Annotated in this window: 20 protein-coding genes; 10 read left to right on the forward strand and 10 right to left on the reverse strand. The window is 37.5% G+C overall.

Translation table 11 applies throughout. The annotated features are described in order from the left end of the window. Nucleotides 1–358: 358 nt before the first annotated feature. The gene (locus NIES1031_RS02525) at nucleotides 359–724 is read right to left on the reverse strand and encodes a tetratricopeptide repeat protein (RefSeq protein WP_073547948.1); all 366 of its coding nucleotides are present in this window, start codon (nucleotides 722–724) and stop codon (nucleotides 359–361) included. A gap of 408 nt (nucleotides 725–1,132) precedes the next feature. On the opposite strand from NIES1031_RS02525, the gene NIES1031_RS02530 reads away from it, so the two are divergent. Next, nucleotides 1,133–1,351, forward strand: a complete 219-nt coding sequence (locus NIES1031_RS02530) for a DUF4327 family protein (protein WP_073547949.1) — start codon at nucleotides 1,133–1,135, stop codon at nucleotides 1,349–1,351. Nucleotides 1,352–1,357: 6 nt separating this feature from the next. Here the strand turns inward: NIES1031_RS02530 and NIES1031_RS02535 are convergent, their stop codons facing one another. The 8 genes from NIES1031_RS02535 to NIES1031_RS02570 form a co-directional block, all read right to left on the reverse strand. Next, the gene (locus NIES1031_RS02535; RefSeq protein WP_073547950.1) at nucleotides 1,358–2,551 is read right to left on the reverse strand and encodes an FHA domain-containing serine/threonine-protein kinase; all 1,194 of its coding nucleotides are present in this window, start codon (nucleotides 2,549–2,551) and stop codon (nucleotides 1,358–1,360) included. Nucleotides 2,552–2,591: 40 nt separating this feature from the next. Further along, entirely contained in the window at nucleotides 2,592–4,466 is a 1,875-nt protein-coding gene (locus NIES1031_RS02540) for a serine/threonine phosphatase (RefSeq protein WP_073547951.1), read from the reverse strand. 271 nt (nucleotides 4,467–4,737) lie between these two features. Beyond that, the gene (locus NIES1031_RS02545; protein WP_073547952.1) at nucleotides 4,738–5,358 is read right to left on the reverse strand and encodes a pseudouridine synthase; all 621 of its coding nucleotides are present in this window, start codon (nucleotides 5,356–5,358) and stop codon (nucleotides 4,738–4,740) included. A 116-nt stretch (nucleotides 5,359–5,474) separates the two neighbouring features. Further along, complete coding sequence (locus NIES1031_RS02550; protein ID WP_073547953.1) at nucleotides 5,475–6,410, reverse strand: sulfotransferase family protein; 936 nt, start codon at nucleotides 6,408–6,410, stop codon at nucleotides 5,475–5,477. A 15-nt stretch (nucleotides 6,411–6,425) separates the two neighbouring features. Beyond that, nucleotides 6,426–7,112: a class I SAM-dependent methyltransferase gene (locus NIES1031_RS02555; protein WP_073547954.1), complete on the reverse strand. Its 687-nt coding sequence runs from the start codon at nucleotides 7,110–7,112 to the stop codon at nucleotides 6,426–6,428. Nucleotides 7,113–7,216: 104 nt separating this feature from the next. Continuing rightward, nucleotides 7,217–8,368 carry a glycosyltransferase gene (locus NIES1031_RS02560; RefSeq protein ID WP_073547955.1) on the reverse strand — a complete coding sequence of 384 codons (1,152 nt, stop codon included), beginning with the start codon at nucleotides 8,366–8,368 and terminating at the stop codon, nucleotides 7,217–7,219. Between the two features lie 91 nt (nucleotides 8,369–8,459). Then, the gene (locus NIES1031_RS02565) at nucleotides 8,460–9,455 is read right to left on the reverse strand and encodes a methyltransferase domain-containing protein (RefSeq protein ID WP_073547956.1); all 996 of its coding nucleotides are present in this window, start codon (nucleotides 9,453–9,455) and stop codon (nucleotides 8,460–8,462) included. A 174-nt stretch (nucleotides 9,456–9,629) separates the two neighbouring features. Then, nucleotides 9,630–10,847 carry a glycosyltransferase family 61 protein gene (locus tag NIES1031_RS02570; protein ID WP_073547957.1) on the reverse strand — a complete coding sequence of 406 codons (1,218 nt, stop codon included), beginning with the start codon at nucleotides 10,845–10,847 and terminating at the stop codon, nucleotides 9,630–9,632. A gap of 364 nt (nucleotides 10,848–11,211) precedes the next feature. Here NIES1031_RS02570 and NIES1031_RS02575 point away from each other — a divergent pair, with 364 nt between their 5' ends. Beyond that, a complete protein-coding gene (locus NIES1031_RS02575) occupies nucleotides 11,212–12,486 on the forward strand; it encodes a glycosyltransferase (protein WP_073548112.1) in 1,275 nt (424 codons plus the stop codon). A gap of 445 nt (nucleotides 12,487–12,931) precedes the next feature. Here the strand turns inward: NIES1031_RS02575 and NIES1031_RS02580 are convergent, their stop codons facing one another. Beyond that, nucleotides 12,932–16,477 (reverse strand): helix-turn-helix domain-containing protein, encoded by a 3,546-nt coding sequence (locus NIES1031_RS02580; protein ID WP_073547958.1) that lies wholly within the window; start codon nucleotides 16,475–16,477, stop codon nucleotides 12,932–12,934. Nucleotides 16,478–16,960: 483 nt separating this feature from the next. Between NIES1031_RS02580 and NIES1031_RS02585 the strand changes: the two genes are divergently transcribed. The 8 genes from NIES1031_RS02585 to NIES1031_RS02620 all read left to right on the forward strand — a co-directional run bounded on the left by NIES1031_RS02585 (nucleotide 16,961) and on the right by NIES1031_RS02620 (nucleotide 25,114). Further along, nucleotides 16,961–17,320 carry a hypothetical protein gene (locus NIES1031_RS02585; RefSeq protein WP_236738695.1) on the forward strand — a complete coding sequence of 120 codons (360 nt, stop codon included), beginning with the start codon at nucleotides 16,961–16,963 and terminating at the stop codon, nucleotides 17,318–17,320. 1,464 nt (nucleotides 17,321–18,784) lie between these two features. Continuing rightward, nucleotides 18,785–19,228, forward strand: coding sequence for a PssD/Cps14F family polysaccharide biosynthesis glycosyltransferase (pssD, locus tag NIES1031_RS02590; protein WP_073547960.1), 444 nt, complete (start codon nucleotides 18,785–18,787; stop codon nucleotides 19,226–19,228). A gap of 30 nt (nucleotides 19,229–19,258) precedes the next feature. After that, nucleotides 19,259–19,723: a glycosyltransferase gene (locus NIES1031_RS02595; protein WP_073547961.1), complete on the forward strand. Its 465-nt coding sequence runs from the start codon at nucleotides 19,259–19,261 to the stop codon at nucleotides 19,721–19,723. Between the two features lie 76 nt (nucleotides 19,724–19,799). Continuing rightward, nucleotides 19,800–20,795, forward strand: coding sequence for a sugar transferase (locus NIES1031_RS02600; RefSeq protein WP_073547962.1), 996 nt, complete (start codon nucleotides 19,800–19,802; stop codon nucleotides 20,793–20,795). Nucleotides 20,796–20,857: 62 nt separating this feature from the next. Further along, complete coding sequence (locus NIES1031_RS02605; protein ID WP_073547963.1) at nucleotides 20,858–21,904, forward strand: glycosyltransferase family 2 protein; 1,047 nt, start codon at nucleotides 20,858–20,860, stop codon at nucleotides 21,902–21,904. A gap of 45 nt (nucleotides 21,905–21,949) precedes the next feature. Beyond that, nucleotides 21,950–22,927, forward strand: a complete 978-nt coding sequence (locus NIES1031_RS02610) for a glycosyltransferase family 2 protein (protein WP_073547964.1) — start codon at nucleotides 21,950–21,952, stop codon at nucleotides 22,925–22,927. Nucleotides 22,928–23,002: 75 nt separating this feature from the next. Beyond that, nucleotides 23,003–24,025: a glycosyltransferase family 2 protein gene (locus tag NIES1031_RS02615; RefSeq protein ID WP_073547965.1), complete on the forward strand. Its 1,023-nt coding sequence runs from the start codon at nucleotides 23,003–23,005 to the stop codon at nucleotides 24,023–24,025. Nucleotides 24,026–24,166: 141 nt separating this feature from the next. Continuing rightward, nucleotides 24,167–25,114 carry a sulfotransferase gene (locus NIES1031_RS02620; protein ID WP_073547966.1) on the forward strand — a complete coding sequence of 316 codons (948 nt, stop codon included), beginning with the start codon at nucleotides 24,167–24,169 and terminating at the stop codon, nucleotides 25,112–25,114. Nucleotides 25,115–25,118 lie beyond the last annotated feature (4 nt).

A 25,118-nucleotide genomic window follows, 5' to 3' on the forward strand; every position in this document is an offset into this window, starting at 1 on the left:
TGAATTTTCCAACAAAGTGTAATTGCTTGAGGTAATAGGCTGCGGGTGATCGCAAATATTTCTATATTAAGGATAAGGTAGAAGATGCAAATTTTGAATCAAGCGATAATATCGCTGATTTTTACTAAGTAAAGAAGCATTAGCAATCAAAGCAGTTGCCGCAATTAATACATCAGCAATTAATAAACGTGACCCAAACGATCGCTACAAAGAAGCTCAATGGCTGTATCAGATATAATTTCATTATTTATATCATCAATTAATTTTTTTATGAAGTCGCAGCTAGGATCGAGGTGTATGCGATCGCCCAAAAGTACCTTTCTATGAAAAGCGATCGCTTGATATATCAAATAAAACGCTATTTCTGATTGGCTTGCTTTACTTGTGCAAGCACGTTTTGATAGTCTTGGCGACCTGGGTGTAACTGTACGAGTTTTTCTAAAGGTGCGATCGCGGCATTTGGGTTGTTCATCTGCAATTGTGTCAGGGCTAATCCTTCTAGTGCAGCTTGGTTATTAGGTTCTCGTTGCAAAACAACTTCATAGCCTCGTGCTTGTGCTGGCAGTTGCGATTCTGGCGATACGACTGTGTTATTTGTAGGTTTTACAGCCTGATTGATCGCGCCGATTGCAGCATACACGGTTGAACCAAAAAAAGCAATAATTGACACCCAGGTGACAATTTGCTGAAAACGCTTGCGCGAAGTCTTTTGGTAAGCATCCATAACTAAATTAATAACAACTCGGTATTGTGTCTATTGTTAAACCACCCACTTGCCTAAAAGGTGCGATCGCATGAATTACCCAGAACCGTTTTGCTTGATTGCCATATATGTATGAGTGAGTAGAAAAGCATTGAGCATAATTTTGTATCGCCTCTACTCTGACGTGCTTTAATAATGAATGTTCCGACTAAGTAGCATTGCGGTTTACATGAGTACACAAGGCGATTGTGGTAGTGATTCCCGTACTTTGGGGCAAATCAACATACCATCTAGAAATCTTTGTGGTAGTGTAAGTAAATAGAAATGCTTTTCGTGCTAAGGGAAGCTTGAGCATTGCAGATTAAATCAAATTGAACGCGCTTCTCTAGTCGAGAATTGACCAAACATTATTAACATCAAATCGAGGTTATGTCTCAGCAAGTTATTCACCCGATGGTGAAATTGCAACATCACGTGCGATCGCTGGTAGAATCAAATATTCTTAAACCAAGTGATAGCATTTGGAAAATCGCTCTGCTCTACGGTAATCAATGGCATTACTGGAAGCAAGAATTATTAGATTTCGGATTCACGATGCAAGATCCTGTGAGCGAATTACTCGCAGTTGAAGCTTGGGATGAAGAGTAAAGGCATCTAACAATTAGCTGATTTGAGGGCAGCAGCCAATTCGGGGGCGGTAGCATGGCGATCGCTTGGAATTGGTTCTGTTGCTCGTTCAATCACTCTTCGTAGTTGGGGTGTTATTGTGGGTACGCTGGAAAGGTCGAAGCGGTATCCGCGACCGCGTTGTTTGAGAAACTTAAAGGGAGTTTCTCCAGTCAGTAGGAAAATCAGTGTAGCGCCTACAGCGTAAAGATCCGACTGTGTTAATGGTTGTCCGCGTTCTTGTTCAGGGGCGGCGAATCCTTCTGCACCGATGCGAGTTCCAGGAGTTGTACTGCTTTCTTTGACCGCACCAAAATCTAAGACAACGATAGAGTTATCGGCGCGGCGGACGAGTAAATTTGCGGGTTTAATGTCGCGGTGGATCAGTGGTGGGTCTTGCGTGTGGAGATAATCTAAAACATCACAAGTTTGTACCATCCAGGCGATCGCTTGTGCTGGGGTCACAGGTCCGCGTTCTAAGACACGTCTTTCGAGGTCTTGACCGTGAATTAATTCCATTGCTAAATACTTCTTACCGTCTTGTAAGAAGAAATCATAATACTTGGGAATTCCTGGATGCTGTAGAGTTGCGAGGGTACGTGCTTCGCGTTCAAATAACTCTTGCGCTTTGGCGATTTTTGCCATATCCGCGTTCATTTCTTTCAAAACGAGAAGTTGTGAATTGGCAATTGTTTTAGTTGCATCCCACGCTAAATAAGTTGTTCCCATACCGCCTTGTCCGAGGATACGTAGCACTTGATATTGCCGAATTTGCCGCACGACGGTGATAGGTTGACCGCAGCGAGTGCAAAATAGGCTGTTGGGAAGATTGCCGCTATGATCGCATTGCAAGTTAGCGGGTACAATTGTTGCTTCTAGGTGAAATAGGAGGATTGGGCCGCCGCGCGCTAGTTGAATCATCGCGTGATCGCGCACAAGACCTTGCGTCATTAAGATTCCATCAACAAAAGTGCCATTCGTACCGCGATTCGTCAGGTGCCAACGTTGAGGATCTCCAGTATGAACGCACTGCAATTCGAGGTGGTAGCGAGAAACCATTGGATCGCTCAATACAATGTCATTATCAGGAGAACGTCCAATCCGAATCCGCGACTCAGAATCAAATTGCCACTGCTGTAGTGGTGTTTTTCGTTGAGGATCTAGTAAGTACAGTGCGACCACACTAAGCCTAGTTGAGTAGATTAAATTATCGTCACGAGCATTATGCCAAAGGCATTGTAGGTTCCGAATCATCACTTGTTGGATGAACTTTTGCGCGGATGAGAATCGCGGTGATATTGTCGTGACCATTGCAATGATTTGCTAAATCGATTAAATTAGCAAGACCTTGCTCTAAACTTGCTTCTGACCTGAGCAATGGTTCTAAGTGCGTATGCCAATGATGTTCTAACAAATTATTATCCGAAAGACCATCCGAGGTAAGGATCAGTAAGGTATCTTCGTGAAGTTCAAGAAACTGAACATCAGGATTAACATAACTCGCTTCGCGTGGTCCTAAAGCTTGCGTCAGTTGGTAAGCATCAGGACGTCCATATGCAATCTCAGGTTCTACTCCGCGTAAGATTTCGCGTTGTCCGACTTCATGATCTGTCGTGATTTGTTCAAGTTCGCGCTGACGCGATAAACGATAGAGGCGACTATCACCGACATGAGCGACGGCAACTTTGGTATTGTGGATCAAAGCCATGACTAGAGTTGTTCCCATGCGTCCGACACCGGAACGCGCTTCGTGTTGATTGAGTTCATAAATTGCTTGATTGGCTAATTGTACCGCTTCGCGGATTGTAGTTTCCTCCGGTAGTTTTTCAGGTTCCCAGTGCGTTTCAAAATACTCTTTGATTGCGTGTACCGCGAGTTTGCTTGCAACTTCACCGCCAGCGTGTCCGCCCATACCATCACAAAGAATATATAACCCACGCGCTTGGAGTTGGTGATCGCTGGGAGTGTCTTGTTTATTAATTGTTGTTGCAATCCCAAAAAAATCCTCATTGTGTTCGCGTTGGCGACCGACATCCGTACTACCTGCGTCTTCGAGGCTAGATAATGTCATGGGTAACAATACTGTTGGCATATTCTCGGCAGAAATTTGAGTGTCTTTGATTTCTGCTAGCGAGTCTTGAACAATGTTTGTCGATTCGCTTTGATCTTGAACTGCGGCGATTGCTTCTAGACGCGATCGCAGTGCATCGATTGTTTGCAGTTTACTGCTTTGTAACTCGTTGAGAAGTTCAACTATTGCGATAAACTGAGTTTGTTGCGATGCTTGAAATAACTCAAACCAAATCTGTCCTAAATCTTGTAAAGTAACCTCAGTTTCCTCAGCATACAAGCGTTGTAGTGCCAAAACACCGTCTTCATCGACGCGCAAATTATTGAGTTTTAACAAGCTTTGCCGACATTGACAAGGTTCGAGTACTACCCAAAGTTGCAGCATCTCGTGCAACCAGTGCAGAATTTGTAGCAAAGAAGTATTGTCTTCTTGCCACAATGCGATCATCGGTTGCCAATCAGAACGATCCTCAATCAACACAATTTGTCCGCCATCACTTTGCCACGCATCGTAAATCGCAGGTAATGTTTGATGCAGCTGCGCTTGAAGTGTTAAATAAGTTTGCGCGATCGCTGGAATTTCTGTGACGGTGGCTGCACCCGCGAGGAGGGGTGATACTTGCAATGGTTGACAATCGAGGACGCGCAAGCAAACTTCGGTTTGATTGACTGATTCGCTTGCGGGCTGTATATCAAGAATTTGATAGCGCTGTTGTTGATCTAAAAATGCCCCAACTGTTAATTGTTGTGGTGCGAAGTCTGAATCAGCAGTTTTGTCTACAATTGTCACTGCGGTTTGGACTGTTGTCTCAGTAACGGTAGCAGTTGTCAACGGCTGCTGCAATTGTTGTGCGATCGCGAAGTAGATCTTTCCAGTAAGTGCGTTACACTTTTGGCACCGTTCTTGATTTAATGCCACAGTAGTACCGCACTCTGCACAAAATTTATGCGTCAGCGAAGTACCGCACTGTTGGCAGAATTTGTTGTTGTTGGGATTCTCAAACTGGCACTGGGGGCAAATTAGCATACTGTAGCAGGGGTCAGAGGTCAGAGGTCAGAGATTAGGGAGGGAAGATAGGGAGTTATGAGGGTAAGGCATACTTACCGTAGGTGTGGAGTTAAGAAGTTCTTTAATTCAAAACTCAACACTCAAAACTTGAATAATGTCCTAACCTTTACTTCCATTGCTATATAAATAGCTTTGAGGCACGATAGCACTTTGTAAGCAGCTACAACACATCCAACTTGCCACAATTTACTCGTCATGCCCACAATTACTAAAAACTTATATATTTAATTTATTTATTATGACCTCTACTTTGGTGCGATCGCGGCGATAAGAGTTTTAGGAGAGATTGTTGTTCTGGTGGTGTTAAATTGCGCCATTGTCCTGGTTGTAAATCGCCAAGTTTGAGATCTGCGATCGCGACTCGCACTAATCTTAAAGTCGGAAACCCTACTTTCGCCGTCATTTTCCGTACCTGACGGTTTTTACCTTCGGTGAGTGTCATTTCTAGCCAAGCGGTGGGAACATTTTTGCGAAAGCGAATCGGATGCGATCGTGGTGCAATTGCTGGTTCAGTATCGAATAAACGCACAATTGCTGGTCGTGTCTGGTAGTTATCAATCACGACTCCTTGCTGTAGTTGACGCAGCGCCGCAGCATCAGGAATTCTTTCAACTTGTACCCAATACGTGCGGGGATGCTCAAATCGTGGATGCGAGAGTCGATGTTGAAGCTGTCCGTGGTTCGTTAATAGCATCAACCCCTCGCTATCCCAATCTAAACGCCCAACAGGATACACTCCAGGAACCGCGATATAGTCCTTGAGTGTACTTCTTGCTTCGTGAGTGCGATCGGTAAATTGGCTTAAAACACCATATGGCTTATGAAATAAAATGTAGCGATACTTGCCCATAGGCTAAAGAATAGCAGAATATCTACACAATCATGGCGACGAGTGCGTTGGAATATAGATTATGAGATTACTCTACTAAGATATCAAAATTAAATGCAATAAATCAGATTTGCAATTTACGTGTTTAATATGTATTTAAATGAGCGTTGACAAACTTCTTTAATGTGCTTCGTTCTAAGAAGAAAATAATTGTTTATTAATTTATAACCCGCTGAAGTTAAATATTTATAGGCAACAGATTCAAACGTATAAATTTCGCTCTTTGACAAAGATTTTTTCCATCCATCTATGCGATCAGTTATTGCTTCTTGATCAATATTGCTATGTAAATTGCCATATCGTTCAGGAACTACATATTTTTTGTTTACCTCTAGATTTCCTTGATAAATAACACCTAAAAAATTACATAGTAATCTAACGGTTTCCTCTGGAGAATTAACTAATTCTTCATAGTATATGGTGGTTGTATCTTTTGGATATTTATTGCTAAGTTTTTTTAGTAGACTCATAGTTGTACACCAGCGCTTTGCTCCTGTATAAGGATCTGTTTCAAATGGTTTGCCAGTAGCTGAGTATATACTATTTTTTTGCGAGTTAAAAACTCCTCTTCCATCTCGGATAATTCCAATAAATTTAGAGTTTGGAAACATTGATTTCATTTTCTCAAATTCTGATAAATAGTAAATATGCTTTAATCCAAATAGTTTGGCTTTTGAAAAGTTCTTTTCTTTGTAAACTGTACATATAGATAAAATGAAATCTTTTACACTAACTGGTAAACTGGGTTGAATAAATTGAATTATTTCCTCGGCATGAATTTGCCAATCATTAAACTTTGCATCTTTATATAAGACCTTAATTATTGTCTGTAAATCTTGCTCGTTTTCTATTAGCTCTTTAGAATAGTTTGTTAAAACAACTTTAATGAAATTACTTTCTGGGGGCAAAGCTATGTTGGCAAATTTAACTAGCAAATTTGCCAGCAAAGTAGAGCCAGATCTTGGTTCAAAAACAATAAAGAAAGGACAGTTAATTAAATTATCTATGCTCATAAATGTTTATCTTAATTATTTTTTAGCAGTTACCAAGTAGCCTGTTGTTATAAAGTCTGAAGAAATAAGTTTGGATAACAACAAATTAAGAGGAATAAAAAGATAAGAAAAAATAATTAAAAATGGTGCAATTATTTTAGTAGATTTTTTCTTCTCTTTAACCAATCTTATAATCAATACATGAATAGCATCTGCCCATGAATTTCTTTCAACAATATTTAAATTCCTAAAATTCTTTAATAGTATTTTCAACCCATACTTTGTAAATCTGTAATAATCGTAAGGACGACAATGAATAGGAAAAATAAAAGGAACTGTCAAAATCAATTTACCATTTTGTTTTAATAAAGTGTAAATTTGTTCAATAGCTAAGTGAGGTGCACTAACATGTTCAAGAACTTCACAAACAACAATAAAATCAAAAAAATCCTTACAATTAAAATTGTGAGTACATATATCTCCTACAATATCGGGTTTAGTTCGCTCGTCGATATCAAAAGAAACTATTTGAAAATCATTTTTATGGGCATATTTTTTTAATAACAACCCTATATCTCCTCCTGCACCAATATTCAAAACTTTTTCTTTTGCTTGAATTTGATCGAACTCATTTTCTAAAAAGCTGTAAATGCCTTTCCGAGATATCTTCTTGGAAATGTTATTAGCATAACTATGAGAATTTGTCGATATTTTTTGAAGCATATATTAATTCCTTAATTTTGTTTTAATTTACATTGACCAGATTTAAAACCTAGCTTACTCAAAACTTAAGGATAAAAATTCGGCTAGGTAGAGTAATAATTTTCTTATAGTTTCTTTGTGAAAAACTGAAGAATACGTTCAGCACGCTGTTCCCAGGTATAGTATTGAACATCTTGAAAGGCTTGTTGTGCAAGGGATTTGCTCATTTGAGGATTAGTGAGTAATTCTTCTATGGCTTGCTTAAATGATTGAGGACAATCGGGTTCAGCTAAGAGGGCATTTTTCTTATGTTGTAGAACAGTTGTAATATTTGGTAGGGCAGAAGCAACGATAGGTCTATGTGTTGCCATATATTCAAACAACTTGAGTGGTGAAGTTGTCATCGACCAAACATGCTTGCCACTATTTGGCAAGATCAAAACATCACTGGCATATAGATAAGTCGGGAGTTGAGTTTGAGGTACGTGTCCAATAATTTTTACATTAAAAAGGCGACCGCGTTGACATACTTTTCGGGCTTGTTCAATATCATGTTGCCAGCCTCCTAATAATAGAAATAAACAGTTTGGCATCAACCGCGCAACCTGATAAATCGTTGGTATTCCTTTAAAGTCATACAAATGACCTGCATAGACTACTATTGGTATACTTAAAGAAAGTTGTAATTTTTGCCGAGCTTCTTCTTTTAATTGATAAGGAAGAAAATGTGTTAAATCAACACCATCATGCTCAACTATTACTTTTTCCAGAGGAAGCCCTGCTGTAACATATTCGCTTGCTAATTGTTGAGAGATAGTCACAATTCCTAGAAAATTGCGTTTCGTAAAGGTTTGTTTTGGGAAAAAGTCATCTTTTACAGGCAGATGCCATTCGTATAAAACATTCAAGCCTAAACTTAGTGCATTTTTTGCTGCTTGCTTTGACCTAGTATAAATTAAATCAGGAGATTTCATGGCAGCATAGAATGCTGCCCAACGCGAGAAATGCTGACTGCGAAACTTGTTGCGATATTTTCGGGGAAATGGATAACTATTTCTACAAAGTAAAGGTAGTTGCGTAATTTTATATTCTTTTGTTAATCCGTACCAATTCTGAAAATCAAACTTATTGTTTTGCACAAGTGACCATAAGTCACCTAAGGTAATGAGTTCAAAGTCTTCAACCTTTTGAGCAAAAGCTTGAGCCATTTTGGCAACTTGTATAGAGTTTGCTTCTTGCGAGGGTAAGTTACCTTCTGAAATGTAGATTATTTTCAAAATTCTCTCCGAATAATCGAGCCAAACTTTTTTTGATAACTATCGTTAATCAGTGACTCAAATATTTTGTTTAAAACTTTGATATTTTGACTTATACAGAGTAATCATTCTTTCTTGCATAAATACCAAATGAACCACTAGTTTTTAAACGGTGTTTAAAAGCAAAGTTATTACCCCAACGTAGGCGTAAGAATGCATCAAATAAATCTTGTAGCTTATAAGTATATTTTTTAAATTTTCTTAAATTTAGAGCATGCGAAGATATACTTGGGATAAATCCCCAGCCAGACCATAAATCTTCTAATGTAAGTCCTGCTGAATTGCAGAGTATGAAAAACCCATTTGGTGTAAAGTGAAAACAAGACTGATCGTGCCAACTCTCCCAAAAACTACCTGAAGCAATTAAAGCCCCACCAGGCTTTAAAACGCGGCTAATTTCAGCAAAAGCAATAAATGGATTATAAAAATGCTCTATAGTAGCTGTCGTCAAAATGAAATCAAAACTAGAATCTTTAAAAGGAAGACGGTGTGCATCAACTAAAATATCTGCTTCAGGCGATGAGTAATCTACTGAGATTACATTTTCAATTCCTACAGAGTTAAGATAACTTCTATTACCACCAGAGCCACATCCAAGATCTAAAGCTTTTATATTTGACCCCAATTCACTTCTAATTTGAGCAATATAATATAATATCTCTTTCTGCAATTTTGTTTGATATTTATCTCTAATCTCCTCACGCGATATGCATTTGTATTCTACTCTTGTTGCATAACCAAGGTTTTTAATTTGTTGTTCGCTCAAAAAAGGTTGTGGTATCTGAAACTCAATGCTAACTTGAGATTTATGACTAAGACAACGAAAATCTAGGTTATTAGGCTTTGAATCAACTTCAGCTTGATAATATTTTGTGTTGCAAACTTTACAAATTAATCCTTGAGGCTGTAGTATGAGTTCACCTTTGTCAAGTGGGCAAACCAATACTTCATCTATTAGCCTCAAACTTGAATCGTAAGAATATTTGTTTGATGAGTGTAATCCGCTAGTTGTATCTTCTAATTTTTTTTGAGTAATATGTGCTGTCATTCTAGCTCTCCTATTTTAGGGATAAACTGAGTAATTTATTTTTGTCAATGTACAAAAGCAAATTAAATATGAGTACGTACCTACTGTTTTCAAAGCTAGATTGTTACATTCTGCTGAAAATCAGTAGTTTATTTTGTTTATCAAAATGTGTTGGAACTATTTAGTATTTTTTTATTATTTACTAGAATGTTCTTTCATCATTTGAACTACCAGATGCTGTAATTTATCAATCTTGACTACTAATCCTTTAAACTTTTCACTATACTGATTGTTTATCTCTGGTTCTGATAGCAAACATCCATACTGAAAACCTAATGCTTGCGTTAATAAGAAATAAAAAGGAGCAACCATTGAACCGAAAAGTTCGATAACGATTAATTTCTGCGCAAATACTATATTTGTCAGACCAGCACCATGAGCAGCGACTACTATTTCTGCCTGTGAAAAGAGGGCTACCTGGTCAGTAAAGCTCATATTCTCTAAAGTGTATGACACAAAGCCGAGCGGAGTTAGAGCCGTTAAAACTTCCTCTTCGTTAATAACTTGACGACCTGCACTTTTTGGGCGTGATATATATATTCTTGAAGAGTAAGACTTTTTATCCTGTGATTTAGGAAGATTGCTGAGTACGCGCTGACGTAGCCAGTGACACGCTACTGGTGATATAAGGCTTTTCTCTCTACGGAAAGAAGATACTACTAGTCTTTTGATGTTGATACCAAATCCATTCCAGTAGATATAATCTTCAGGCTTGTATCCCAAAAGTTTCAGGGACTCTATCTTCCAAGCTGGAGGATTTGAATCAATAATTAAAAGTGGTTTTCTTCCTGTTTGTGCATGGTAATATTCAATTCCTTCAAGTCTAAGTAAACAATCTACTATCCAATGAAAATAGTTGCGGTTGTAAATATTGACTAAAGAACTAGCTGTATCTATTTGAGGAATTTTGTGACGAATTAATTTTCTTGAAAGTATAGTATTGATGGGTAAAGTTTTACTCAAGCGATTTGGAGAAACTGTTTCTGAAATAACATGACCACTTTTGTTAAAGCCCACAGCTGTAGAGCCAACAAGCGTGGCTTCTGTAAATTCAGATATAAATGGCTTTTGTAATGTAAATTTACCAATGTGATTCGTCATTAGCTTTGGTAAAATATCTGAACCTTCAACTGGTTCTCTAGCTACGATTGTTTCTCCTACGCCAAACCTAATAACGTTGTATTTACTACTTTTTTCTATTATTTTTTCTTTTGAAATTGTCTGTAAACCAAGGTTTGTTGTAGCAAAAGAAAACATCCATTGACGTAAGGGATAGTTAACCATTCCAGGCAAGGCTCGAAAGCGATCGCCTACGATTTTTCGCTTGATATCTTTTGGTTGAAATATTAACACTTCCTCACCTCTCTATAACTACAAGTTTTACATCTTACGATAATCTTAAATGAGGGTAAAAACAAACATATTTAATCATGCCTAAAATATAGGAAAATACACGTATGCAAAATGCATAAAATTCTTTGTGTATTGTAAAAGTAATTTTTTAGGTTTTATTCCGTTTCTTCTATTCTCTGACTTTAATCAACATTTGTCTACATATAAAAAGTTGGGTTTATTCAGGAATAGTAGATGACAAAACTATTTTACATAGAACTTAGTTTGATACACCTGAACTTTTCTATAATTGCATAAAATCGACTTTTCATAGAATATTAAGTAGGTATTCAAGTTAGTGTTAACTATTTTGTAGATGAAGCAAATGAAAAGTTTATCAAGTTTGGTTTATCTGTCAAAAGGCAATTTGCCATCAAAAATGGCTCATACAATACAAGTAGCTAAAATGGCACAAGCCTTTTCGCAAAATATTGAAGATTTTGAATTGGTGACTTCTGGAGATATTTTGTCAGCTATTCAAGGAATGAATTCAGATTTTCAAACATGGTATGGATTGCATCATAAATTTAAGCTTGTACGCTTACCAATGCACTTCAAAATTAAGTATCCATTTCCTTATAATTATGAAAATGAAATTTTCTACAAGCTAGCAATTTTATATGCTTGTTTGAAGTCTCCATCGGTTGTGTATACTCGTACTCCTACTATCGCTGCGCTTTTGTTAAAAATTGGCGTACCTGTTTTATGGGAATGGCACGAACCAATACCTGAAGGAACTACTTCTTTTTATCAAGCACTTTTAAATAACAAAAAATTGCTTGGTATTGTGACGACCTTGCCTCAGTTAGCTGAAAACTATATTCAGCATGGATTTCTAAGAAGTAAAATACTAGTTGCACCTAATGCAGTTGATCTGAAAAATTTTCTACCATATCAAGATAAACAACTAGCCCGAAAGAAACTATCTATCTGCCAAAAACATAAAATAGTTCTGTACTCAGGACATTTGTATGAATATAAAGGGATTCCAACAATTTTAGAAACTGCCCGTCTTCTACCAGATTATAAATTTGTACTTGTGGGCGGTTGGGCTGATGATATTCAAAGAGTACAAGCAGATTACAAAAAGATTGGTTTAAGCAATATAATACTCGTTGGTCACGTCAATCAGACGAAGTTAGCTTCCTATTTATATGCAGCAGATGTCCTAATTCTGCCTACAAGTAAGTACTGGAATTTAGCGGGAGCTACTTGTCCGCTTAAGCTCTTTGATTACATGGTTTCTCGAAGACCAATTGTAGCTTCAGCCTTACCAACAATCATGACAGTAGCAAGAGATAAACAGAATGCTCTTTTGGCAGAGCCAGATAATCCTATTTCCTTTAAAGAAGCTATATTGGCATTATTTGAAAATCCTGTGCTAGCTAATGCTATTGCTGAGTGTGCTTTTCAAGAGGTGCAAAACTTCACTTGGGATAATAGAGCAAAGCGAGTTCTGCAATTTGGAGCAGAAAGATTACAAGCAGCAGATGAAGATGTAGTTTCTTATAGAATGGGTTTAATGAAATATATTAAACAAAAAGTTTTTTCACGGGTAGATAATTATCTACCTTCACTACAATCATCGCAAGCAAGGTAATTTTAACTAGTGTATTCTTATCCTCTAACTCATTTTCTACTGTGGACACATATCTCTAATATCAACTCCAAAAACCTGCTTTTGCTCCTCAACCTCTGCCATCTCAGCGCTACGTGTTTCAACTTTTGCCAAGCCTCTCCAATTTTGGGGGGCTTCTCGCTATCTTAAACTTGAGTTATAGGATTGATATGTAGTATATTGTACCTAACCTTAGGAAAGGAATTTATGGTGAGGGCGATGGTCGCTTGCTGAGAAGCATATCTTTAGATTGAATCTACAGACTATCAGTATTGTTGCTATTAGTTAATAGTTAGTAGAAAAGTTACTAATCTATTCATGTTCTATCTTAAGCATCATTCATCAATCAAAAACGTTTAATAAGGGCTTGGTTGTTCCAAACCCTTATTGCTGTTGATGTTTTATGTCCGTTTGATTGGATAGCGGGCTACGATCGCTCGACTGCTCCCAACGCTTTTAAAGCTGCTTTTTGAGCATCGGTTAAACCTTCAATATCAGTAATGTTCATATCTTCGTAAGGTCTAGCAGTTCTTAACGTTTTCTGGCATTCTCCGGTGTTGACGTGCCAAAGCTTGATTGTTTCATCTTGGCTACTACTTGCGATTAAACCATCAGAACTAAAAGCGATCGCACGCACCCAACTTTTATGTCCTTGTAACGCGTTTAGACATTCACCGGTTTTGACATCCCATAGTTTCACACTATGATGATCACCATTCGTTGCTAGTATCTGACCATCGGGACTAAACGCAATTGTCCAAATCGTACTAGTATCTACTTGGAACGACTGCAAACATTGACCTGTATGAACATCCCAAACTTTGACGATTCCATCATCACTACCGCTTGCTAAGCTTTGATTATCAGGACTTAAGACAACAACCTTGATATCACTGGTGTGTTCGCATAAGGTTTGGTAGCACTGTTTAGTAGAAACGTGCCAAAGTCTTATAGTTCGATCTTTGCTACCACTGATGATCACTTGACCATCGGAACTTAGCGCAACGGTACGTACCTGGCTAGGATGGTGCATTGTACTCAAGCATTCGCCGGTTGTAGCATCCCACAACTTTACAGTGCAATCATCACTACCACTAATAATTGTCGAATTATCGGGATGAAATGCTACCGATCGCACTTGGTTTTGATGTCCATATAAGGTTGTCAGACATTCACCTGTACTCACTGACCAAAGTTTTAGTGTTTGGTCGTTACTCGCACTCGCTAATGTTTGACAGTCTGGGCTAAAAGCAACCGATTGTACTCGCCCAGTATGACCTTGCACTGTTCGGATTTCGCCATCGTGAGGATTCCACAACCTTACAGATGCATCGTTGTTACCACTCGCGATTAACCCATCAGCACTAAAAGCAAGCGATACAGCCCAATTTGCATATGCGCGTAGCGTTTTAATGCATTCACCAGTACTAAGTTCCCAGATTTTGATCGCTTGGTCATTACTACTACTAGCCAGCGTTTGACCATCAGGATTGAACGTAACTGCGCGGATTTGCCCTGTGTGTCCTTTGAGTGTTGTCAATTCGCCGGTGCTGAGTGACCAAAGTTTAATGGTGCGATCGCTACTACCACTTGCTAATGTTTGACCGTCTGGGCTAAATGCCACCGCTTGAACTTCACTAGTATGTTCGTCTAATGTCTTAAGACATTCACCCGTACTCACCGACCAAAGTTTAATGGTGCGATCGCTACTACCACTCGCTAAAGTTTGACTATCCGGACTAAACGCCACTGTCAAAATCGCGCTGGTATGCTGGTGTAATGTTGCCAGACGTCTTTGTGAGCTAATCGACCATAACTCGATTGTGCCAGTGTTGCTACCACTAACGAGAATTTCACCGTTAGGACTAAACGCCAAGGAGGTTATATGGCTTGTTCCTCCGCGCCAAGTGGTAATCGATTCGCCAGTATCAGTAGACCATAATTTAATGGTGCCATCACAACTTGCACTTGCAAGCATTTGACTATCCGAACTCACCGCAACTGTGCCAACGGGATGACGATGTCCGTGCAAAGATTTAATGCATTGACCAGTATTGACATCACCTAGCTTGACTATGCAATCGCTAGCACAAACGAGCGTTTGTCCATCTGGACTCAAAGTTGCGATGCGCAACCAAGAATTGTATCCTTTACTCAGGTGCCGTAGCTTCATTTGCGGAACGTGCCAGATATATGTTGCCCCACTTGTATTGACTGCACTCAAGAATTGTCCATTAGAACTATATGCGATCGCTACAATACTACCAAAATTCGCCAAAAAGACTGATTTATCTAAATCTGATGATGCCAAGTTCACCTGATGTAAATCGCCATCAAGACGCGCTTGCCAGATTTTGAGGTGTGAAAAGTCATAGCCTTTAAGATCGACCTGCATATGGCGAAGGAGATTCAAAATATTACCACTGGCATAACCAGGTTGCAGTGGGGATCGTTGCAAGTTCTTGATAATTTTGTTGAGGTGATTAGCAATACTCTTGCGACTTCCCATATCAGCAAAAAGCTGATTAACTATCGGTTGCAGGATGTAGCGTGTTTGTGCATTTCTAATATACTCTTTAGCAGAAGCCTTGACTAAAGCGTGACTTTTGAAAAGCGCTAATTCTTGTGTTTTCAATTCTAAACAGATTTGCTTAATAAAACGGTCGGTGACGTATTCAGCGATCGCCGGTTGCTGCGTAAACAGTCCTGACGTTTTTTCAATCAGCGCGCGTTGCCGCAGCGACTCTAAAGCCTCGGCTAATTCTAACGGGTGTACTTCTTGGAGAATATCTTCGGCTAATTCTCGCAATGACACTGGTTCGCGGTTAATTGCTAACCAGTACATAATACCTTGCTCCATCTGTGAGAGACACTCAAAATCTTGATCGAATAGATTTTTAATATTGCTAAAGACTGTTTTCCCTGATTTTAAGAATTCTGTAATATCGCGATCAAAAACATCTTGAACAATCGGAGCAACCATCTTTAGTAATAGAGGGTTACCACCATAAATATTCATAATTTTTGCATAGATTTCCCTCGTTCCATGTAATTGGCTATCTTTTAAAATTTGCTGTCCTTCTTCTAGATTTAAGCCACTTAGTTGTAAGCTTTTTAAGCGATGTTCGCCTTCTTTAAGATAAAAATCTCTTGGCTTCTCGCGGCTAGTTAACAATAAACAACTTTGATGCGCTGTTTCGCCTATGCACCGAATCAACTGCGAGTAGCCTTCGTATTCTCGGTGAAATTGTTCCTGATCTCGATGACGTAGAATCGCATCTAAACCATCTAGAATAAGTAGACAGCGATGTTTGCGTAGATAATCAAGTAGGCGTAGCGATCGCAAACTAATATTTTCTGGTAGATCAATCTCTGTGTTTTGTGAAAGAAAGTAGATGAGTTCTGCCAAAATATCTTTAATTGGCGGAGCTTGGTCTAAAGAGCGCCAGATAACGTACTCAAAGTTGTTTTGAATCTGTTGAGCTAATTTAACTGATAAGGCTGTTTTCCCAATACCTGCCATGCCTAAAATAGTGACGACACGACAGCGATCGCTGACAATCCATTGCTCTAATACAACCATCTCTTGGGTACGACCATAGAAGATTGCGACATCAGCTGCTTCTCCCCAATCCCTGCAAGTGTCAGTAATTTTTTTCGTTGGAGGCAGTGTCGATTTTGCTTCTTCTAGTTTTCGTTGCAGAGCAGTGCGAAAATTCTTTTTACTAACTTTTTCCCCTAAAGCATCAGAGAGAATTTTCCATAATCTAGGTCCAACATCGCGTTTCAAGTAGTTATCGCTGTATCCTTCTTTGTCAGCAATTTCTTCATAGGTATAACCTAGCCACGCACCTTTAAGAATAATTTTTTGAATATCTGTTAAGTAACTACCTTTTACAGCATAAACAGCATTGTCTGCGGCTTTAAATTCTTCTTTTTTATCTAAATCTAAGTCAGATTCCGAATAGTTCATCTTTACCTCTATCTGCCTAAAGTTTGTTCCTTTTCTGAAGAAAAATAAATGTTTTTTCTTCGGCTTAGTAAAATTAGAATGCTAAATAAAAATTAGATTATTTAGTGTTAGGGAATATTTTCTCCGCTATCGGAAGGACGATATTTTACGGGAAGCTGCAAAGCATTAAATCATACTTTAGTAAACAAGAATATAGCAAATCTGTTCTTTTGGAAACAATTAGTAAGTAATTTCGCTTAAATTCATAAAAAAACTCACATTTCCCAGAACTTAGCAGTTGTATTGCTGCAAAATCCTCAAGCAATTAATCATAACTCTTCCTTTTATTTTGTTCTTTAGAAGTTTTGTACTTGATTATCAGAGTTTATTAAGTGGATTTCCAGAACTTTATTGACTAGCCATATTTTAAAAATTGATACATAAGAAAGTAAGTGTTTACAAAAAAGAAGCTCAATGTATCCCCCATATTCAGAAAATAAAGCTATGACTAATGGTTACGGACGACACAATCCTGATGCAACCAGTCGCCCTACCTTTTACATGTCAGAAGAATTACTAAGAGCTATCCAAATTCAAGCACAGCGCGAACGCAATTCTCGGTCTGGATTTATATCTGGTTTGTTAAGTTTTCTGCTTCTATCACCCATTGGTCAACAATTACGAGAAAATGCTCGTATTAATAACCGCACTTTGGCTCAAGAGTTAGAGCAATCTTTAGCTTTACTACAACAACAGATACCCCTTGACCAAGTCAACCAGCTTGCTGCTGCAAGCCAGCGATCGCAAATAGAAATGCTTACTTATTTAGTTTTACTAGGATTACAAACATATTCCAGAGAGTAATGCTTGATTATTAATAGGTATGAGTTATCCCTAAAAGATAACTAATTAGCTATGAAATCATGCCTAACTCACAGATGTATTCCAATAATGAAGTAGTTGAATTATTGAAATGAAATAACAACATATCATCAAGATATTATTAGGTGAGAATTGAGTTGATTTTAAAGGTAGAGGTTTCATAGAGCTTGAGAGATTGAGTAGAAAATAGGTTTACTACAGCCAAAGTTCTTACATCTAGCAGACAAATCAAGCAGGGTACTTAGCTACGAAGTGCTATAGAATCCATTTTCCTAAAGTTAAGATCTACGTTGTCAGATTAGCTGAAGTTATCGGTAAGCTTTATCTAATCTACTACTTCTATCCAAATCAAGGCGGAAAGAACAACTCGAAGGAAGACATTTATGCAATCCTACCATTACTACATTCAACTCACTCACCACCATCTAAACTACCGTTATGTTAATTATCTCTTAATGTCAGTGATCTACATCACAAAAGTAAAGTATGATAACTAGATACACGCATGTTTTGAAGAAACTGACTAAGTAGAAATCTACTTTCTTAAAGAACCCTAATTAGATAATGTAGATAGTTGTATTGAGACTTGCATATATTTTTTTCCAAAATAGTTTCCGAGCCAAGCTAATAAGTACTACATTAAGCTGTACTGCATTTCTAAGCATGTTATCTAGAAAACTTTTCCGTAGATTTAATAAAAATTAATCAATTTCTAATATTTTTACTTTAAAATGATAAAAACTTGATACTCATATAGTTAGCATAGATGTCAAAACTGACAGCAATAACATTGATAACATCTATAAGATTTTGGGCAATTGAATGTATTAAAAGCTTCGTAATATTTAATGATAGCTTTTTAATAAAAGAGCTTACTACATCAATATACTTTCTTTTTCATTATATAACTATATCAGTTTCGCTTAGCATTTATGCTGTATTAGTTATAGTATAAAGTAGTGAATTTATATATTCACTTTGTTTTCATAAGAAGCTCTATTGAGGGAGTTGTATAAATTAAGATTTGGCACATATCTACAGATAGATAGAAATGACAAGACAATGTTAGCAATTAACACTTGTATAAAAAAGAAATAAACTATTTGATACATACTCTACCAGGAAAACGAATTGTAACTCAATAAGAGAGCTTACAATACTGAATTAAATAGCACAATAATTTCTAGCAGTTCTCTCACATATATATCTATGTTTGTCTCTTCAGTGGTTTAAAGTACGTCTTAAGTTCAGCAATCTAAAAACAACCAACCTCTGAACTTCTCTGTATAGACAATTATTTATTATTAGTAGAACATATAAAAACTAACGAATTGAGTTATGTTTATTGAGCAAGCTGTAGTGAATCTACTGCACTCGTAACATCACCATAAATTCAGTTTTATATTTCATTCCTATTTCATCAGCAATTTGGCTGGGTAGCAAACAATGAAAGTTATACTCGTTTGCTCTACTGGGGGACATTTTCAGGCAATGCAAAACTTATATCCTTTTTGGAGAAATCATCAGCGGATCTGGGTGACGTTTTATAGTGAGAATACCAAAGCAACTCTAGATGCAGAAACAGTGTATTGGGCGTGGAGTCCTACAAATCGCAATTTAGTCAATTTGGTACGCAATGTTTTTTTAGCCTGGCAAGTTCTTTCTCAGGAGACACCACATTTAGTTATTTCTACAGGTGCAGGAGTAGCAGTACCTTTTTTGATTTTAGCAAAGCTGTTAGGTAGTCAAACAGTTTTTATCGAGTCTATTACACGAGTAAAGCAATTGAGCTTATCTGCTAGATTAGCTTTACCATTTCTAGATACTTTATATGTACATTGGCCACAATTGCAAGCACGGTATCCAAGAGCAGAAATAATAAGTTCTTGAGTAGGAATTTCTCCTTTCATATCTACTACTATGATTCTTGTCACCGTTGGTACTGAACAATTTCCTTTTAACCGCTTAATGTCATGGATTCAAGTCATGACCAAGCGTGGGTTTATATCTGAAGAAGTTGTAGTTCAGTATGGTAGTTCTACTACTGTACCTACTGGAGTTAAGAGTTATCCTTTGCTAGCACCAGAACAGTTTCAGGCGCTTACGAAACAAGCCCGTATAATTATAGGACATTGCGGAGAAGGTACTATTCTTCTCTTATCTGCTACTGCTAAACCATATATTTTAGTGCCTCGAAGCCAAAAGTTTAAAGAACATATTGACGATCATCAAATTGAGCTAGCAGAAGCTCTTGCTCAATTCAATGTTCCTATTGCTTGGTCTCCAGGTGATTTAGTAAGATTTTTAGCTTTACCTCGAATAGTTCCTGTAACACTCATTTCAGCTACAACTATTTGTGCTCGTCTGCATGACCGTTTTAAATAATGAAAAAGCTATATTTAGCCAAACAAATAGTGAGTTTTTCAGATTGAATTAAACTAAACTTTTTAAGGAAATATCTATGGTTTTAGAAACACCTCTATTAAGTAAAGATGTGCATTTATCAATTTTGAATAAGGTTCCTTTAGTTCAGCTACCTGTCAACTTAAATTTAGCTTGTGCTGTCAATTTAGAAAAAGTGTTTCAACACCTTTTGCTGCATACCCCAAAACATATTATCCTTGACTGTAGCCAAACCACCTTTATTGATAGTAGTGGTATAGGCTTACTAATTCAAATTCTCCAGAAAGCTCAATACCAAAATACTAATATAATAATTTGGAGTATTGACTCACACATTAAGACAGCGTTAATTGCTGCTGGAATTCAACCAATATTTTTTGATACTGAAAGTAATGCTATTTCCTTAATTGAGCGCAAAAAGATAAAAAATCCGCTAGTAAAGGTTCATCTGTCAGTTAATTCTAGGCTTAAAAGAGCAATAGATATCATAGGAGCAATAGTTGGCTTAGGGGTAGTATTAGCTCTATTCATACCTATCGCGATCGCGATCAAACTTGATAGCCCTGGTCCTATTTTTTTTAGTCAAACCCGCTGTGGTTTACTAGGAAGACGTTTTCGCATCTGGAAATTCCGGTCGATGGTTGTCAATGCTGAAGATTTGAAAAAGCAAGTTGAAAATCAAGTCAAAGGTCCTTTTTTTAAAAGCAAAAGTGATCCAAGGATTACGCGGGTTGGTAATTTTTTGAGGCGAACAAGCTTAGATGAAATTCCTCAGTTTTGGAATGTTCTTAAAGGAGATATGAGTTTGGTAGGCACTCGACCTCCTACCTGTGACGAAGTAGATCAATATACTGTGCAGATGTGGCAGCGTCTTAATGTTAAACCAGGTATCACTGGTCAATGGCAAACTAATGGTCGTTCAGAAATCTGTGATTTTAATGACGTATTAGAACTAGATTTAGATTATCAAAAAAAATGGAGTATTCTCTATGACATTAAGCTGATATTGAAAACATTATTAGTTGTTTTTCAAGAGAAAAGTAGTGCTATGTAGAACAATCTTTGTGTGCGCGATAGACCTAGTTTTTCAGAAACATTATTAAACCAGCAAGCTTTATGCCAAAAGTATCAGTTATCATTCCAGTTTATAATGTTGAAAAGTTTATTGCTGCTACAGTATCTTCAGTGCTAGCGCAAACTTATACAGACTTTGAACTTCTAATCGTTGATGATGAATCTCCGGATCAGAGTATAAAAATTTGTCAACAGTTTAGAGACTCCAGAATTAAAATTATTCATCAGAAAAATCGGGGTTTAGCTGGAGCAAGAAACACTGGTATTTATCATGCACAAGGAGAATATCTAGCTTTTTTAGATGGAGACGATTTATGGTTGCCAGAAAAGTTAGAACAACATGTGAGCCATTTAGAGAATTCTCCTTCTGTTGGAGTAAGCTTTAGCTGCTCTGTCTTTATAGATGAAACAGGGCAGTATTTAGGTGTTTATCAAATTCCTAAGAAGCTACAAGGAATTACACCATCATATATCCTTTGCCGTAACCCGATTGGAAATGGCTCTGCACCTGTCATCCGAAAACAAGTGTTTGAAGCAATTAAGTTTTTTAAGCAGCAAGGCGATCAAGGAGAAAGTTGTTATTTTGATCCTCAATGCCGACGTTCAGAGGATGTTGAATGTTGGCTACGTATTGCAGTTCAAACCTTCTGGCAATTTGAAGGGATTCCAGAAGCTTTAACGTTATATAGAATCAATTCCTCTGGGTTGTCAGCGAATTGGGTAGAACAGTTTAAGTCTTGGCAACAAGCCATTGAAAAAATACGTACTTTTGCCCCAGAGTTAATTTCTCAATGGGAAAAGCCCGCTAAAGCCTACCAATTGCGTTACTTGGCACGTAGAGCCATCACCCTGCGATCGCCATCCATAGCAGTAAAGCTAATTAATCATTCTGTGGCTACGTACTGGCGTATTTTATTCGAGGAACCACGCCGAACACTCCTCACTTTGGCAGCAGCCTATTTTCTTTTCCTGTTCCCAGATTTTATTTATAACTCCACAGAAACTATAGCTTTAAAACTAATCAAAATTACACATAAATGGTATTTCTTTAAGCAAGAATCATTTGTAAAAACGTCAATTTCAAGCTAAGTTTTTAAATAGTTAATTAGAATAAAAAACTGCTTTGTATAAAGTATGCCTAAACTATCCGTTATTATTCCTGTTTATAATGGCGAAAAAACTATACTAAAAACTGTTGAATCGGTTCAAAAGCAAACATTTTTTAATTTTGAACTGATTGTCATTAACGACGGTTCAACAGATTCTACATTAGAGCTACTAGCCCACCTACGCGAACCACGCATGAAAGTGTTGTCCTATGAAAACGGTGGATTGCCTGTAGCCCGAAATCGAGGTATCGCCAATGCAACAGGGGAATTTATTACATTTATTGATGCTGACGACTTATGGACGCCTAATAAATTAGAGTTGCAATTAGCTGTTTTACAACAGCATCCAGATGCTGATGCAGTTTATAGCTGGACACTGTATTTAAACGAAGAAGGTACAGCTTTTCATCAAGGAGAGCAACTGTATTTTCAGGGCAATGTTTTACCTCAATTGTTGTTGAGTAATTTTATTGCGAGTGGTTCTAATATAATGATACGCAAACAGGCGATCGCATCCGTAGGATACTTCGATCCAACATTACGCTCTTGCGAAGATTGGGATTATTGGCTACGTTTAGCCGCTCACTGTGCTTTTGTTGTCGTACCTAAGTATCAAATTATTTATCGCCAATCTACCACTGCCATGTCATCTAAAGTTGAAGTCATGGAAAAACATCTTTTGATTGTTCATGAACGTGGATTTCGCCTAGCGACTTCAGAATTACAATTTCTGAAGAATCAGAGTTTAGCCAATATCTATGAGTTTTTAGCTCACTTATGCTTGAATTACATTTCCGGCACTAATGGAGCTAAACAAGCATATCAAAAACTTCGGCAAGCAATTGTTTTACAGCCTTCACTATTGTTAACAAAAAAAACACAAGTACTACTCATGAAAATTGGCTTAATACTGCTATTCTCGCCAAAGCTTTCTGAAAGAATATTACAGGAAGTTAAGACACTTCGAGCTAAAAATCTTGAATCCATTAACACCTACTCATAGCTTAAGTTTATCCATATTCCTTCCAAGCAATATATGACGGTGAATACTTAATGGATATTTAACAGCGAGTTGCAAATGAAAAAAATTTCAGTAATCATTCCGGTTTATCAAGTAGAAAAGTATATAGAAAAAACAATAACTTCTGTTTTTACACAAACTTATCAGAATTTTGAAGTTATCGTTGTTGATGATGGTTCGCGCGATCGCACTCAAGAAATTTGCCAGCAGTTCACAGACAAGCGAGTTAAAATTATTAGTCAAGAAAATGGAGGTCCATCTAAAGCCCTTAATACTGGTATTCGTTATGCTCAAGGAGAGTATCTAGCTTTTCTTGACGGCGATGATCTGTGGCTACCAGAAAAGCTTGCTAAGCACATTGCTCACTTAGAAAGCTCTTTAGATGTTGGAGTTAGCTTCAGTCGATCAGCATTCATTAATGAAACTGGGCAACTTTTAGGGAGCTATCAAACGCCAAAACTCAAAAATATTACGGTGTCCGACTTACTATGTAGTAACCCTCTTGGCAATGGATCATCCGCAGTATTTCGCCGCGAAACACTAGAAGCAATTAAATTTAAAAGCAATTTCGCTAATTCCTTAGAAAACTGTTATTTCGAGGAACGTAACCGCGCATCGCAAGATAATGAAATTTTACTGCGGATCGGACTTTTAACGTCTTGGAAAATTGAAGGCATATCTGAAGTGCTTACTCTCTATCGGGTGAAACCTGGGGGAATTTCTGCTAATTTCTTGCGAACTGTTGAAGTTTGGGATGAAGTTCTTGCGCGATCGCGCCATCTTGCACCAGAAATCATTGCTAAATGGGAAAAGAAATCTAAGGCATATCAACTGAGAATAACAGCACGTACAGCAGTTCGGATGCAATCAGGTGCTGTAGCTGTGCAATTATTAAACAAATCCTTGCTAACTTACTGGCGCATACTTATTGAGGAGCCGCAACGTATGTTTTTAACATATATAGCTGCCTATTCACTCTGGCTCCTACCGTTGCCATTAAATCGCCTGCTAGAAAAGCTGGTTTTACAACGAATCAAAGTTACTCAAAATCCTATACTTCAAGATTATCCAGGTCGCTAGCGCATTAGATCCATTGTTTAAATTTCCACAAACTAGTTAAGCTATAAACCCAGACTGATCCTAAATCTAAGATACCTTGCTTAAAGCTTTGAGCTAATACCATAACTTAATTTGTTATTCCTGCACAATATAGTGTTCATTATGCAAGTCAATAAAATTAAAGTACTTTATATCGCTGGCTATTCATTTAGTGGCAGTACTATCCTTGCTAATATCTTAGGAGAAATTGAAAGTTTCTTTTCAGCGGGAGAATTACGTTGTATTTGGGAGGAAAATTTAATAAAGAACTTTCGATGTGGATGTGGAAGTAGATTCCATGACTGTAGTTTTTGGCAAGAAGTTTTTAATAAATATCCTGGAGGTATGCAGCACATTAATGCTCAAGAAATAGTAGGGTTGCAAGAGAAACGCAAGCATTTCCCTTTCATGCTGCTTCCTGGAAATAAACAAGTATTAAAACCAAGGTTTAAAAAATATTTGTCAAGTATTGAGAAACTATATCAAGCAATTCAGTCAACTACTGGCAGTAAAGTTATCGTTGATTCTTCCAAATCTCCTTTATATAGTTACACGCTTAGTATGCTGCCGACAATTGATTTATATATTGTTCATCTCGTTCGCGATCCTCGTGCGGTGCAGTATTCATGTATAAAACGCAAACTGCGTAAAAAACATCGTTGGGAAGAGCATAGTATTGTTGAGGGTTGTCTTACTTGGAATGCTTGCAACTCAGCAGTAGAGTTATTTTGGCGTTCCTCTCTAAATCACTACCTAAGATTGCACTATGAAGATTTTATCCAAAGACCAAAAGTAGCTTTACAACAGATTCTTCAGTTAGTTCAGGAGGATGTAACACAATTACCTATCAAAGGAAAAAATATAGTAAATCTTACAACTAATCACACAGCAATAGGAAACAATAATCGGTTCAACGCTGGAGCTACTCAGCTTAAAATAGATGAACAATGGAAAGAAAAAATGAGTGTCGAAGATCGGCAAATTGTGACTAATTTAACATTGCCTTGGCTTTTATATTATGGTTATTTAAATAAAAATAAATTCACTTCAAATTACCTTAAAATCACCTAAGAAA

This window comes from Chroogloeocystis siderophila 5.2 s.c.1 (assembly GCF_001904655.1).
Lineage (GTDB): Bacteria > Cyanobacteriota > Cyanobacteriia > Cyanobacteriales > Chroococcidiopsidaceae > Chroogloeocystis > Chroogloeocystis siderophila.

Bases quoted from the DNA above. Each gene is read 5' to 3' on its own strand.
- NIES1031_RS02525 (WP_073547948.1), bottom strand. From the start codon at position 724: ATGGATGCTTACCAAAAGACTTCGCGCAAGCGTTTTCAGCAAATTGTC.
- NIES1031_RS02530 (WP_073547949.1), top strand. From the start codon at position 1,133: ATGTCTCAGCAAGTTATTCACCCGATGGTGAAATTGCAACATCACGTG.
- NIES1031_RS02540 (WP_073547951.1), bottom strand. From the start codon at position 4,466: ATGCTAATTTGCCCCCAGTGCCAGTTTGAGAATCCCAACAACAACAAA.
- NIES1031_RS02545 (WP_073547952.1), bottom strand. From the start codon at position 5,358: ATGGGCAAGTATCGCTACATTTTATTTCATAAGCCATATGGTGTTTTA.
- NIES1031_RS02550 (WP_073547953.1), bottom strand. From the start codon at position 6,410: ATGAGCATAGATAATTTAATTAACTGTCCTTTCTTTATTGTTTTTGAA.
- NIES1031_RS02555 (WP_073547954.1), bottom strand. From the start codon at position 7,112: ATGCTTCAAAAAATATCGACAAATTCTCATAGTTATGCTAATAACATT.
- NIES1031_RS02565 (WP_073547956.1), bottom strand. From the start codon at position 9,455: ATGACAGCACATATTACTCAAAAAAAATTAGAAGATACAACTAGCGGA.
- NIES1031_RS02575 (WP_073548112.1), top strand. From the start codon at position 11,212: ATGAAAAGTTTATCAAGTTTGGTTTATCTGTCAAAAGGCAATTTGCCA.
- NIES1031_RS02580 (WP_073547958.1), bottom strand. From the start codon at position 16,477: ATGAACTATTCGGAATCTGACTTAGATTTAGATAAAAAAGAAGAATTT.
- NIES1031_RS02585 (WP_236738695.1), top strand. From the start codon at position 16,961: ATGACTAATGGTTACGGACGACACAATCCTGATGCAACCAGTCGCCCT.
- pssD (WP_073547960.1), top strand. From the start codon at position 18,785: ATGAAAGTTATACTCGTTTGCTCTACTGGGGGACATTTTCAGGCAATG.
- NIES1031_RS02595 (WP_073547961.1), top strand. From the start codon at position 19,259: ATGATTCTTGTCACCGTTGGTACTGAACAATTTCCTTTTAACCGCTTA.
- NIES1031_RS02600 (WP_073547962.1), top strand. From the start codon at position 19,800: ATGGTTTTAGAAACACCTCTATTAAGTAAAGATGTGCATTTATCAATT.
- NIES1031_RS02605 (WP_073547963.1), top strand. From the start codon at position 20,858: ATGCCAAAAGTATCAGTTATCATTCCAGTTTATAATGTTGAAAAGTTT.
- NIES1031_RS02610 (WP_073547964.1), top strand. From the start codon at position 21,950: ATGCCTAAACTATCCGTTATTATTCCTGTTTATAATGGCGAAAAAACT.
- NIES1031_RS02615 (WP_073547965.1), top strand. From the start codon at position 23,003: ATGAAAAAAATTTCAGTAATCATTCCGGTTTATCAAGTAGAAAAGTAT.
- NIES1031_RS02620 (WP_073547966.1), top strand. From the start codon at position 24,167: ATGCAAGTCAATAAAATTAAAGTACTTTATATCGCTGGCTATTCATTT.